This window comes from Zoogloea ramigera (assembly GCF_006539865.1).
Taxonomy (GTDB): Bacteria; Pseudomonadota; Gammaproteobacteria; order Burkholderiales; family Rhodocyclaceae; genus Zoogloea; species Zoogloea ramigera.
The window spans coordinates 1-11845 of sequence record NZ_BJNV01000101.1 but is presented as its reverse complement, the minus strand read 5'-3'; the positions used below and the strand labels follow the sequence as shown (position 1 = coordinate 11845).

The window sequence follows — 11845 nt, the reverse complement described above, 5'->3', positions numbered from 1 at the left end:
GCTAGGGTTCTATTTCATTGCAAGGTGTTGATTTGTGTTGTGAGGCCGGCTCACGTAGCCCTGCCCCGGTCGTATGCTGAAATTGTGCCAGGTAGCGCAGGGCGAGGGGCGGCACTCGGTCAGGCGGCGCGCTCCAGGCGCACCACGGCGCGGCTTCCGGTTGCCTCGGCAAATCGGGCGAGGGTGCGCATACTCGGTAAGCTGCGACCGCTCTCCAGGCGGGCAATGGTCGATTGCGTGGTGTGCATCCGCTCGGCAAGTTCGGATTGAGTCAGTCCGGCACGGTCGCGGGCAGCAATCAGCTCTCGGGCAAGGTCAAATTCCGGGGCCTGCGCTTCATATTCGGCGCGAGCTTCCGGGTTCGCCAGGATGCGGGCTTTCAGGGTGGCAAGGTCAGTCATCGTCTAGGCTCCTCAGTCGCGCATGGGCGGTTTCTATGGCCTTGCGCGGGGTCTTCTGGGTCTTCTTGGTGAAGACGTGCAGGACCGTCAAACGCTGCCCGGTGCGGGCCACATAGACGGCGCGGGCAATCCCGTCGCGGCCCGTCATGCGCATTTCCCACAGCTTCCCTTCCAGAGGGCGCACATGAGGCATTCCAACCCTGTGCGGGCCGAATGCCTCCAACAGCTCCGCGACGTGCAGGAAGCGGGTTTGTATGTCCGCAGGCATCGCCAGCAGCTCGGCCTCTGCCTCGGGGGTAACGGTTACGGTCCAGTGCATAGACTATCTCATTTTTGCTATGTTCCGTTAGCCTACCACGCGCAGCCCTGGTGACTGTCCCTCGCCCGGCTGCTCGATGCCGGCCTGTTGCAAGATCCAGCCTTCAATCTGGGTGTGCCACTGGCGCAGGAGATCCAGGGGCCGGCGCCGATAGTGCTTCTCGGCGGTGGCGCTCGGTTTGTGCCCCATGATCTGGGCGCTGATACCGGCGGGGCATTCGACCCACTCCGCCAGGGTGCCGAAGGAACGGCGCAGGCCATGCAGGGAAAGCGCCGGCAGCCCGGCCGCGGCAAGGGCCTTGTTGTGGGCGATGCGGGGTTCCTGAAGCCTGCCGGTCTCCGCGGTGGGGCTCGAGAACACCCATTCATTCCGGCGCGGCAGAGAGGCCAGCAGCGCGGCGACGTAGGGCGTCAGCGGGATGGTGCGCTCCCCATCGACCTTGTCCTTGATGGTGATGGACTTCCACTGAAAATCCACGTCCTCCCAGCGGATGCCGGCCACCTCCTCCCGGCGCGCTCCGGTCAGGAGAGCCGTTTGCAGATAGGAGGCGATGACGGGATTGTGAATCCGGCGCACCTGCTCGAACCACGCGGGCAGCTGCTCGCGCTGCAGACAATCATCCTTGGCGGCCTTCTTCGGTAGCGACTCCTTCGCCAGGCGGGCGGCGCAGGCGTCTGCATGGACTTGCGCCCGGTATTCGGGACGGTCGCCGCACCAGTTCAAGAAGGCGCGCAACAGGCCGAAGGCGAGCCGGGCGTGGGTCGGCCTGGTCGGCGCTTCCGCATCCAGCCACGCCCGCACCCGGTCGGCGTCGATCTGGGCGAGGGGCAGCGCCAACAGGGGGCGGAGCGCACCGGGAAGGGTCTTGTCACTCTCGCCCTTCCTGCGGCCTCGGGTGCGCAGCTCGCCCCCTTCCTTGCTGACGTTCTCATGGTCGGCCAGGTGCGGCGCGCTCCACTTCGCTTTGCGGGCCTCGATATAGGCAGCCCAAGCTTCGAGGGCCGGCGCCTCGACTCGGCGGGCCTCTTCCCGCTTGGCCTCGGTGGCGGCGATTCGCTCTGCCTTCTCCTGGCGCGGGTCGGTGCCCTGGTCAACCTGGGTTTGCAGTCGGCGGGCTTCGGCGCGGGCGTCGTCAAGGTTCCACGCCTTCACGTCGCCGATGGTGACCCGGATCGTCTGCCGGTTCAGCTTGGCCTCGAAGATGAAGGACTTGGCGCCGGCTGTCGCACGCACGGCGAGCCGCGGCGCGTCGGTGTCCCACAGAAAGGATTGCTTCGCATCAGCCGGGCAGGCGAAGCGGCGGATTCGGTCGGGGGTCAGTCGTTCGCGTTGCATGGCATCGGCTCCTGATTTGGCTACATGGGCGGTCCGTGTAGCCACGGTGTAGCCAAATCATAGCAATTCACTTCAACACGAATCAACAGCAATCCAACAAAAACCTATTAATTTCAACAGACTTACCCGTTTTCGCCCATCCACTTCAACACCGATAAACCTATTTACCTTTGGATTCATAACCCATAGGTCGGCGGTTCGACTCCGCCCATCACCACCAACAGATTCAAAGCAAAAAAGCCAATCCGCAAGGGTTGGTTTTTTTGCGTTTGAGCCCGGTGAAGCCAGGGCTGCGCCCGGGGTGGGCAAACCGCGATCAACCAGCGCCGGCCGGTTCAGGGCCGGCGCTGGTTTACCTTACTCGCCGCCTCAGCCTGCCATCAGGCTCGCCAGGCGCGGGCGGCGGCCGTCGGTGACCCAGCCGAGAACGCTGGCGTAGAGCTCGGAGATGGCCGGGCGAACGGCCTTTTCCTTTTCTGCGCGGTCCGAATAGAAGGCCAGCGATTTTTCCCGGTTGCCGGACCACTGGTAGGCCACCCACAGGGCCGCCTGGCTTTCGTCCTTGCGGCCGGCCAGGGCGAGGGCCTCGGCCAGCGGTGTCCAGGTGGAGCTGCGGCGCGGGTCGAGGGCCAGCGCGGCGGTGAGCACGCCGACGGCCTCCTCGGCCTTGCCGGCTTTCACCAGCGCAAAACCCAGGTTGCCGGCGATCTCGACGTCGCGGGGGTTCTCGGCGAGGCCCTTGCGGAAGAGCTCCGCGGCCCGGGCCGGATCGTCGGCCTTCAGCGCCTCCAGGCCCTCGGTGTTGAGCTTGCGGGCGATGGCCCGGTTGCCGAGCGCCGGCTTGCCCAGCTCATCGATGCGGGCCGCGACGGCAAATACGCCCCCGGCGTCCTCCCGCGCGGCGGCGCCCAGGGCGTGGCCCAGGCACTGGCGGGTGCTGTCGCAGTCCGGCGTGCTGGCCGCGGGCGCCGGGGCTGCGGCCGCGGGGGCGGCTGGAGCGGCCGGCGCCGGTGTCACTGGCGGCACGGCTACGGCCACCTGGGCGACAGCCTCCTCGGGCGCCTCGTCCTCTTCCAGCAAGGCCTGGGGCGGCTGGGGCACGGGGGCCGGCGCGTGGCGGGCCAGCCGCGAGCCGTCCAGGAAGGCGTTGATGGCCTGATCGGCGTTGGTCAGCCCGGCCAGCACCATGCTCCCGTCGAAGACCCGCCCGTTGGTGCGCAGGATGCCGTCCACGTACTCGAAGCTGCCCTTCAGGCTGCCATCCTTCTCCTGGGTAAAGCCCAGCGCCAGCGCCTGCTGTTTCTTGTCGGCGGCGGGGGCCTGGCCGCGAACGATCAGTTCGCCGGTCGAGCGGAACATGCTGGCCAGCGCGATCGGCCCCTTCGGCGAGGCGGCCTTGCGGGCCTCGAGCGTCAGGCGGCCTTCGAGGCTGCCATTGCCGACCGTGCCGGCGAGCTTCGGAACGCCGACGGAGAAGCCCTGCACCAGCAGCGTGCGCAGGGCCTTGCGGAAGGACTGATCCTCGTCGACGGTCATGTTCTGAAAACCGCAAGTGTCGCCCGCCAGACGGCTGAGGGTCTCGACGCTCTGCTTGTCCACGTCGCGGATCGCCAGCTCGAGGCTGAGGTCTTTCACCGTCTCGCCGCCAAAGGCTGCGGCACGCAGGTTCTCGGTGACCCTGGTGTGGAGTCGGTCGCCCTCCTCCACCACCTCGGTGGCGTGGCGGAAGCCCTCGGCCGAGCCGTGGCTGGTGGCGATCTTGTCGATCGACAGGGAGGTGGTGCCGGTGCCCAGGTAGCGGTTCTTGAGGTCGAGATCGAGGGCGACCCGGCCCAGTTCGAAGGCCTCGCCGTTGCCGCGGGCGAGCACGCGCTCGATGCCCCAGCTCACCGCCAGGGCGGTCTTGCCGAAGGCCAGCCGGCCGCTCGACGGGGCGATGGTGAGCTTGCTGCCGTCGGCATCCACCGCCAGCTCCGGCAGGGCCATCGCCGAGCGGAACTCGCCGCCGAAGGACACGTCGCCCTTGCCCTCGAGCTTGAGGCTGGGGCCGAACACCTCCGCCAGCGCGGCGGCGATCTCGCCACTCGGCCGCGCGCTCCATTCCACGCGGATCGGCGAGGTCGGCAGGATCAGGTGGGCCAGGGAATACTCCAGCTCCAGCGCCGCGGGCGGGCCGTCGCCGCACTGGTCGACGATCTCGAGGCCGAAGGAGCCCTTCGACGCAAACAGGCCGCCGCTGTGCTGCAGGTTGCGCACCCGCACGCCGGTTTCTGACGACGGGCGGGCGGCGAAGGCGCGCAGCTCGCGCTCGGCGACGCTGCCCGCGTGGATGCTGGCGCCCAGCCAGCCGGCCAGGACGATGCCGACGCCACCCGCGGCGAGGGCTTTCTTTTTGTTGCTGGTCATGTCGATCTCCCTCCGCATGCGGAGCGTGGATGGTGGAACGGGCCTCAAGCCACGAGAGAAAGACACGACGCAACGCCACCGCACAGCCGCAGGGCGACGCAACGGGAGGGATGCAACAGGGAAGGAGCGAGGAGGATCAAACGCGGGCGCGAACGCACCGGCACTGAGGCAACCCGGCCGTCCTTCCTGAAACAGGTTAGGACCCGAAGCTTTGCGTCCGGGGCTCTCACCCCGTTTGCCTTTTTCTCTTGACCTGATTTTACACCGGGTGATTTATCAAACCCTGATATTTTTCACGCCGGAGCACCTGCCCGGCCAGACCACGGCGGGGCGGGTTCAGCCCTCCACCTTCACCTCCGGCCCCCGCGTGAGGCGCTGGGCCACCTTGGCCCGGCTCTCCCGGGCTTCATGCAGGGCGCGGGCCTCCATGCTTTCGTGCACGAAGTCGATATGCCGGCGCACCGCCGCCTGGGCGGCCGCCGGGTCGCGGCGGCGGATGCCTTCCCAGATCGCCTGGTGCTGGTCGCGCAGCTCGAGCCAGTTGCTCGCGTGGCCGCGCAGGTGGCGCAGGTTGCGGTCGATGTGGTCGTTGATGACCCGGAACAGGCTGGCTGTAAGGTGGCCGAACATCACGTTGTGGGCGGCTTCGGCGATGGTCTGGTGGAAGGCCAGGTCGGCCTTGACCTGCTGCTCGAGCACCTCCGGCGAGGTTCCCTCGGCAAACAGCGCCTCGACCCGGGCGTAGGCCTCGCCGATGCGCTGCAGGTCGGCGTCGGTGGCGCGCCGGGCGGCCAGCGCGGCGGCCTCGCACTCCAGCATCCCGCGAAATTCGAGCAGATCGGCCTGGATGTTGGGGTGCTGGCGGAGCATGTCCTGCCACGGGTCGATGAAGCCGGCGTCGAGGCGGTCGGTGACGTAGGTGCCGCCGCCCTGGCGGCTGTGCAGCAGGCCCTTGGAGACCAGCTTCTGGATCGCCTCGCGCAGCGACGGGCGCGACACGCCCAGCTCGGTGGCGAGCTCGCGCTCCGGCTGCAGGCGGTCGCCGGGCTTGAGGGCGCCATCGAGGATACGCCGTTCGAGTTCGTGGGCGATGGTGTCGGAGAGTCGCTGGACTGCAAGCTTGCCGCTGGCCATGGCAGTGAATCCTTAATTGGTCTGACCAAAATTCTACTTTCACCCCACCCACGGCCACAAGCCGGCCCGCCCTCGAAACTACCGGTTTACCCGTAGAACGCCATTGAATCAACGCGTTGATTGACTCATAAGATTGACTTTTGGTTTGCCTGCGCGTAGATTTTTGTCCCATCCGATCAATTGGTCCTACCAATTTACCGGAACCCATAACCGGATCGCCGACAGCCGCAGCGACGGACACCCCGATCGACTGCCGGCAGGACTGGAGGAGACATGAGCAGCCACGCCCCGGGTACGCCCGCGCGCACCTATCCGCCCCGCCCCGAGGCGGTGTACTTTTATGGAACCTGCCTGGTGGACACCTTTGTGCCCGAAGCGGGCATGGATGCCATCGCCCTCCTCGAGCGCGAAGGCATCCGGGTGATCTTCCCCGACAACCAGACCTGCTGCGGCCAGCCCGCCTTCACCAGCGGCTTCCCCGACGAAGCGCGCCAGGTGGTCGAATCCCAGCTCGGCCTGTTCCCCGGCGACTACCCCATCGTGGTGCCGTCGGGTTCCTGCGGCGGCATGATCCGCTGGCACTGGGAGAAGGTGGTCGGCAACGACCCGGCCCTCAAGGCCAGGGCCGCGGCGATTGCCGCCCGCACCTTCGAGTTCGCCGAGTTCCTGCTGCACGTGGTCGGCTTCAGCCGCAAGGACGAAGGCCCGGCCACCACCGTCACGCTGCACACCTCGTGCTCGGCGCGCCGCGAGATGGGCACCCACCTGGTCGGCCGCGAGCTGCTGGCCCGCCTCGGCAACGTGACCCTCGCCCACCACGACCACGAATCCGAATGCTGCGGCTTCGGCGGCACCTTCTCGCTGAAGCACCCCGACGTCTCCACTGCGATGGTCAGCGACAAGGTGGCCGCGCTGAAGGCCACCGGTGCCAGCCAGTTGGTCACCGCCGACTGCGGCTGCATGCTCAACATCACCCAGCGCGCCGCGCGCGAAGACCAGGACGCCGGGCGCAGCAAGCCTTCGCTGCCGGGCGAGCACCTGGCCACCTTCCTGCTGCGCCGCACCGGAGGAAAACAGGCATGAGCGCCCGCGACCGCATCCTCGCCCGGCTGCGCGGCAACCAGCCGGCCCAGGCCGATGCCCTGCCCGACCTCGCAGCCCACTACACGCCCCGCGCCCGCGGCGAAGCCAAAGCCGCCCGCCTGGCCCGCTTCCGCACCGGCATCGAAGGCTTCCACGCCGAAGTGCATGTGAGCCGCGAAGCCGACTGGCCGGCCCTGCTCGCCCGGCTGTGCGCCGACAAGCAGGTAGGCACCCTGATGTACGGCGCCAACACTCCGGCTGGCCAGCGCCTGACCGGCGCCGGCTGCGGCGCCACCACGCTGCGCCCGTGGGCCGGCCAGGTGGAAGACATCAAGGCCGACCTGTTCCACCGGGTGGACGCCGGCTTCACCCAGGCCCGCGGCGCCATCGCCGAAACCGGCAGCCTGATCTTGTGGTCGTCCGCCGAAGAGCCGCGCACCCTGTCACTGGTGCCGCCAATCCACTTCGCGCTGCTCGACGCCGCCACCATCCACCCCACCTTCTACGACGCCCTGGTGAGCGAGAACTGGGCCGCCGGCCTGCCCACCAACGCGCTGCTGATCTCCGGCCCGTCCAAGACCGCCGACATCCAGCAGACCCTGGCCTACGGCGCCCACGGCCCGAAGGAGCTCGTCGTGATCGTCATCAACGCCGAAGGAGACGCGGCATGAGCACCCAGGCCCCCAACACCACCGGCCAGCCCATCGCCTTCGTGTCGGCCCAGGCCCTGCGGGCGCGCATGCACGACGCGGTGAATGACCCGCACCTGCGCCAGAGCTTCCGCGGCGCGATGGACTTCCTGATGGCCAAGCGCGCCGCCCAGTTTCCCGACGAGGGCGAGCTCGACTCGCTGCGCAGCCTCTCCGAATCCATCCGCCAGTACAGCCTGAGCAAGCTGCCCGACCTGCTCGAACAGCTCGAGGCCAACCTGATCCGCAATGGCGTGCATGTGCACTGGGCCGAGACGCCCGACGAAGCCAACGCGATCATGCTCGGCATCGCCCGGCGCCATCAGGCCAAGCTGGTCGTCAAGGGCAAGTCGATGGTGAGCGAGGAGATCGAGTTCAACCACGCCATGGAAGCCGCCGGCGTGGGCGCGCTGGAGTCCGACATGGGCGAATACATCGTCCAGCTCGCCGGCGAGAAGCCGTCCCACATCATCATGCCGGCGATCCACCAGACCAAGCAGCAGATCGCCAAGCTGTTTGCCGAGCACATCCCCGGCGTCGACTACACCGACAACGTGGACGCCCTCATCCAGATCGGCCGCCGGGTGCTGCGCGAGAAGTTCGAGATCGCCGACATCGGCCTCTCCGGCGTCAATTTCGCGGTGGCCGAGACCGGCACCCTGTGCCTCGTCGAGAACGAAGGCAACGGCCGCATGTGCACCACGGTGCCCAAGGTGCACATCGCCATCACCGGCATCGAGAAGGTGGTCGAGAAGCTGGAGCACGTCGCTCCGCTGTTCTCCATCCTCACCCGCTCGGCCACCGGGCAGGCGGTGTCGACCTACTTCAACATGATCTCCGGCCCGCGCCGCGGCGGCGACCGGGACGGCCCCGAAGAGGTGCACCTGGTGCTCCTCGACAACGGCCGCAGCCAGGCCTACGCCGACGAACAACTGCGCAAGACCCTGCAGTGCATCCGCTGCGGCGCCTGCATGAACCACTGCCCGGTGTACACCCGCATCGGCGGCCACGCCTACGGCACCACCTACCCCGGCCCCATCGGCAAGATCGTCTCGCCGCACATGATGGGCCTCGAGCAGACCCACCTGCTGCCCACCGCCTCCAGCCTGTGCGGCGCCTGCGGCGAGGTGTGCCCGGTGAAGATCCCGATCCCCGAGCTCTTGATCCGCCTGCGCGGCGAAGCCCAGAGCGCCCCCCACGCCAACCCGGCGATGGTCGGCCAGGGCGCCGGCTACGACGCCAAGGTCAGCCTGCTGTGGAAGCTGTGGGCGCGGCTCTACGCCCGCCCGGCCACCTACCGGGCCTTCACCTGGCTGGCGACCCGCTTCCGGTTTCTCACCCCGAAGCAGCAGAGCGGCTGGACCGCCGCCCGCACGCCGCTGAAACCCGCTCCGCGAAGGCTGAGGGACATGGTCAAAGACCGAAGATAGCGCCGGCCGCCGCCTGGTGTAGGGGCGACTTCAGTCGCCCGCGGACGCCGGTTGGCGGCATGTCCGTGATCGGCGCGTGGAGGGCGACTGAAGTCGCCCCTACATGCCCCCCAAAAAAATTCAAAACTCATCCCTGACGGGAGTACTCGTCATGTCCGCTCTCATCGACGCCCTGCGCCAACGGCTGCCCGCCGAATGCGTGATCACCGACGAACTGCGCCGCCTCGCCTACGGCACCGACGGCAGCTTCTACCGCCTCATCCCCGAGGTGGTGGCGGTGGTGAACGACGAAGCCGAAGTCTGCGACGTGACCCGCATCGCCCGCGACCACGGGCGGCCGGTCACCTTCCGCGCCGCCGGCACCAGCCTGTGCGGCCAGGCCGTCACCGACGGCGTGCTGGTGCTGCTGGGCGAAGGCCTCGCCACCTGCCACATCGGCGCCGGCGGCACCACCGTGCAGGTTGGCCCGGCCATCGTCGGCGCCGAGGTCAACCGCCGCCTCGCCCCGCTGGGCCGCAAGATCGGGCCGGACCCGGCCTCGATCAACGCCGCCAAGATCGGCGGCATCGCCGCCAACAACAGCTCCGGCATGTGCTGCGGCACCGCCCAGAACAGCTACAACACCCTCGCCGCGATCCGCGTGATGCTGGCCGACGGCACCCTGCTCGACACCGGCGAGGCCGCCAGCGTGGCCGCCTTCAAGGCCAGCCACGGCGGCCTGCTGGACAGCCTCGGCGGGCTGGCCGCGCGGGTGCGCGCCGACCACGCGCTGGCCAGCCGCATCCGCGCCAAGTACAAGATCAAGAACACCACCGGCTACAGCCTCAACGCCCTGGTGGACTACACCGACCCGGTGGACATCCTGGCCCACCTGATGATCGGCTCCGAGGGCACCCTCGGCTTCATCTCGCGGGTCACCTACCACACGGTGCCCGAGTACGCCCACAAGGCCAGCGCGCTGGCCTTCTTCCCCGACATGGAGAGCGCCTGCCGCGCCGTGGTCGGCCTCAAGCAGCGGCCCGTCGACGCCGTCGAGCTGCTCGACCGCGCCTCCCTGCGCTGCGTCGCCGACAAGCCCGGCATGCCGCCGCTGCTCAAGACGCTGCCCGACGGCGTCACCGCGCTGCTGATCGAAACCCGCGCGCCCAGCGCCACCGAGCTGCAGGCCCGCATCGCGTCGGTGCTGGAAGAACTGCACACCTACCCCCTCATCGAAGCCCCCGCCTTCACCACCAACCCGGCCGAGATCGAGCGCCTGTGGAACGTCCGCAAGGGCACCTTCCCGGCCGTCGGCGCAGTGCGCAAGCCCGGCACCACGGTGATCATCGAGGACGTCGCCGTCGCCGTGCCCCTGCTCGCCGCCGCCTGCCTCGACCTGCAAAAGCTGTTCGCGAAACACGGCTACCACGAGGCGATCATCTTCGGCCACGCGCTGGAGGGCAACGTGCACTTCGTGTTCACCCAGGACTTCGGCATCGAGTCCGAAGTCGCCCGCTACGCCGCCTTCATGGACGAGCTGTGCACGGTGCTGGTGGAAAAATACGACGCCTCGCTGAAGGCCGAGCACGGCACCGGCCGCAACATGGCCCCCTTCGTCGAGCTCGAATGGGGCAGCCAGGCCTACGGGCTGATGAAGGAGATCAAGCAGCTCTTCGACCCCGCCGGCCTCCTCAACCCCGGCGTGATCATCAACGACGACCCCGCCGCGCACCTCAAGCACCTCAAGCCGATGCCCGCCGCCGGCCAGCTCTACGCCCCGGTGGACCGCTGCATCGAGTGCGGCTTCTGCGAACCCCAGTGCCCGTCCCACGGCCTTACGCTGTCGCCGCGCCAGCGCATCGTCGGCTGGCGCGAGCTGTCGCGCCGCCAGGCTGCGGGTGAAGCCCCCGGCCAGCTCGGCGAGGACTACCTCTACATGGGCCTCGACACCTGCGCCACCTGCGGCCTGTGCTCCACCGCCTGCCCGGTGGGCATCGAGACCGGCGCCCTCACCCGCGCGGTGCGCGGCGAGCAGCTCTCGGGCGTGGCACGCAGCCTCGGCCGCGTCGCCGCCAACCACTTCGGCGCCACCCAGGCGCTGGCCCGCACGGCCCTCAAGGCCGGCCACTTGGCCGAAGCCATTGTCGGCCCCAAGGCGCTGGCGCGGCTCTCCGGCGGCGCCTGGAAGGAAGGCATGCCCAAACCCCAGGCGCTGCGCTACGACATCACCCGCAGCAGTGGCGACAAGGTGGTGTATTTCCCCACCTGCGCCGGCCGCATGTTCGGCGCCGACACGCCCGAGCACGCCCTGTCGGCCACCGTCATCCGGGTGCTCGAGCGCGCCGGCTACGCCCCCATCGTGCCGGAGGGCGTGAACAACCTGTGCTGCGGCCAGTCCTTCGCCAGCAAGGGCCTCGCCGAGGACGCCGACCGCAAGTCGGCCGAGCTCGAGGCAGCGCTGATGAAGGCCAGCAACAACGGCGAATACCCGGTGATCCTCGACGCCAGCGCCTGCAGCCTGCGCATGAAGACCTTCCTCGCCGAGCGCCTCAAGGTGTACGACCTCGTCGAGTTTGCCCACGACGCGCTGCTGCCGCGCCTGATGCTCCACAAGAAGGCCGAGCCGGTGCTGGTGCACCTCAACTGCTCGGCCCGCCGCATGGGCTTCGAAGCCAAGCTCAAGCAGCTCGCCAGCGCCTGCGCCGACCAGGTGGTGCTGCCGGCCGAGGTGAAGTGCTGCGGCTTCGGCGGCGACCGCGGCTTCGTGGTGCCCGAGCTCAACGCCCACGCCCTGCGCAAGCTCCACGCCGACGTGCCGGCCGGCTGCTGCGGCGGCTACTCCAGCAACCAGACCTGCGAGATCGGCCTCACCCACGCCACCGGCCTGCCCTACCGCTCCATCGTGCATCTGCTCGACGAATGCAGCGAAGAGGCGGCAAGGCTGGCCACCTGCTGACCCTGCAGGAGACACGCCAGGACGCCTCGTAGGGGCGACTTCAGTCGCCCGCGGACTCCGGTCAACGGCATGTCTGCGATCAGCGCGCGGAGGGCGACTGAAGAGGGTGTTGT

At 68.6% G+C, this 11845-nt stretch carries 9 protein-coding genes and 1 riboswitch; of the genes, 4 read left to right on the top strand and 5 right to left on the bottom strand.

Annotated features, from left to right (window positions below; genetic code table 11):
- Window positions 1-119: 119 nt before the first annotated feature.
- The 5 genes from ZRA01_RS18725 to ZRA01_RS18705 all read right to left on the bottom strand — a co-directional run bounded on the left by ZRA01_RS18725 (window position 120) and on the right by ZRA01_RS18705 (window position 5595).
- Window positions 120-401 carry a helix-turn-helix transcriptional regulator gene (locus ZRA01_RS18725; protein WP_141354898.1) on the bottom strand — a complete coding sequence of 94 codons (282 nt, stop codon included), beginning with the start codon at window positions 399-401 and terminating at the stop codon, window positions 120-122.
- A complete protein-coding gene (locus ZRA01_RS18720) occupies window positions 394-720 on the bottom strand; it encodes a type II toxin-antitoxin system RelE/ParE family toxin (protein ID WP_141354897.1) in 327 nt (108 codons plus the stop codon). Before ZRA01_RS18720 ends, ZRA01_RS18725 begins: the two co-directional genes overlap by 8 nt.
- A 27-nt stretch (window positions 721-747) precedes the next feature.
- Window positions 748-2055 (bottom strand): tyrosine-type recombinase/integrase, encoded by a 1308-nt coding sequence (locus ZRA01_RS18715; RefSeq protein WP_141354896.1) that lies wholly within the window; start codon window positions 2053-2055, stop codon window positions 748-750.
- Window positions 2056-2424: 369 nt separating this feature from the next.
- Window positions 2425-4461 carry a DUF945 family protein gene (locus tag ZRA01_RS18710; RefSeq protein ID WP_170183026.1) on the bottom strand — a complete coding sequence of 679 codons (2037 nt, stop codon included), beginning with the start codon at window positions 4459-4461 and terminating at the stop codon, window positions 2425-2427.
- A 164-nt stretch (window positions 4462-4625) separates the two neighbouring features.
- Window positions 4626-4711, bottom strand: a riboswitch (cyclic di-GMP riboswitch).
- An 86-nt stretch (window positions 4712-4797) separates the two neighbouring features.
- Entirely contained in the window at window positions 4798-5595 is a 798-nt protein-coding gene (locus ZRA01_RS18705) for a FadR/GntR family transcriptional regulator (protein ID WP_141354894.1), read from the bottom strand.
- 273 nt (window positions 5596-5868) lie between these two features.
- Here ZRA01_RS18705 and ZRA01_RS18700 point away from each other — a divergent pair, with 273 nt between their 5' ends.
- The 4 genes from ZRA01_RS18700 (at window position 5869) to ZRA01_RS18685 (ending at window position 11732) form a co-directional block, all read left to right on the top strand.
- On the top strand, window positions 5869-6678 hold the full coding sequence (locus ZRA01_RS18700; RefSeq protein WP_141354893.1) for a (Fe-S)-binding protein: 810 nt from the start codon (window positions 5869-5871) through the stop codon (window positions 6676-6678).
- Window positions 6675-7349, top strand: coding sequence for a LutC/YkgG family protein (locus ZRA01_RS18695; RefSeq protein WP_141354892.1), 675 nt, complete (start codon window positions 6675-6677; stop codon window positions 7347-7349). The genes ZRA01_RS18700 and ZRA01_RS18695 overlap by 4 nt, the downstream gene beginning before the upstream one ends.
- Window positions 7346-8797: a LutB/LldF family L-lactate oxidation iron-sulfur protein gene (locus ZRA01_RS18690; RefSeq protein WP_141354891.1), complete on the top strand. Its 1452-nt coding sequence runs from the start codon at window positions 7346-7348 to the stop codon at window positions 8795-8797. The genes ZRA01_RS18695 and ZRA01_RS18690 overlap by 4 nt, the downstream gene beginning before the upstream one ends.
- Window positions 8798-8948: 151 nt before the next feature.
- The gene (locus ZRA01_RS18685) at window positions 8949-11732 is read left to right on the top strand and encodes an FAD-binding and (Fe-S)-binding domain-containing protein (RefSeq protein WP_141354890.1); all 2784 of its coding nucleotides are present in this window, start codon (window positions 8949-8951) and stop codon (window positions 11730-11732) included.
- Window positions 11733-11845: the final 113 nt, after the last annotated feature.

Excerpts from the sequence above, each read along its gene's own strand:
- ZRA01_RS18715 (WP_141354896.1), bottom strand. The coding sequence starts at position 2,055 with ATGCAACGCGAACGACTGACCCCCGACCGAATCCGCCGCTTCGCCTGC.
- ZRA01_RS18690 (WP_141354891.1), top strand. The coding sequence starts at position 7,346 with ATGAGCACCCAGGCCCCCAACACCACCGGCCAGCCCATCGCCTTCGTG.
- ZRA01_RS18720 (WP_141354897.1), bottom strand. The coding sequence starts at position 720 with ATGCACTGGACCGTAACCGTTACCCCCGAGGCAGAGGCCGAGCTGCTG.
- ZRA01_RS18710 (WP_170183026.1), bottom strand. The coding sequence starts at position 4,461 with ATGACCAGCAACAAAAAGAAAGCCCTCGCCGCGGGTGGCGTCGGCATC.
- ZRA01_RS18685 (WP_141354890.1), top strand. The coding sequence starts at position 8,949 with ATGTCCGCTCTCATCGACGCCCTGCGCCAACGGCTGCCCGCCGAATGC.
- ZRA01_RS18695 (WP_141354892.1), top strand. The coding sequence starts at position 6,675 with ATGAGCGCCCGCGACCGCATCCTCGCCCGGCTGCGCGGCAACCAGCCG.
- ZRA01_RS18700 (WP_141354893.1), top strand. The coding sequence starts at position 5,869 with ATGAGCAGCCACGCCCCGGGTACGCCCGCGCGCACCTATCCGCCCCGC.
- ZRA01_RS18705 (WP_141354894.1), bottom strand. The coding sequence starts at position 5,595 with ATGGCCAGCGGCAAGCTTGCAGTCCAGCGACTCTCCGACACCATCGCC.
- ZRA01_RS18725 (WP_141354898.1), bottom strand. The coding sequence starts at position 401 with ATGACTGACCTTGCCACCCTGAAAGCCCGCATCCTGGCGAACCCGGAA.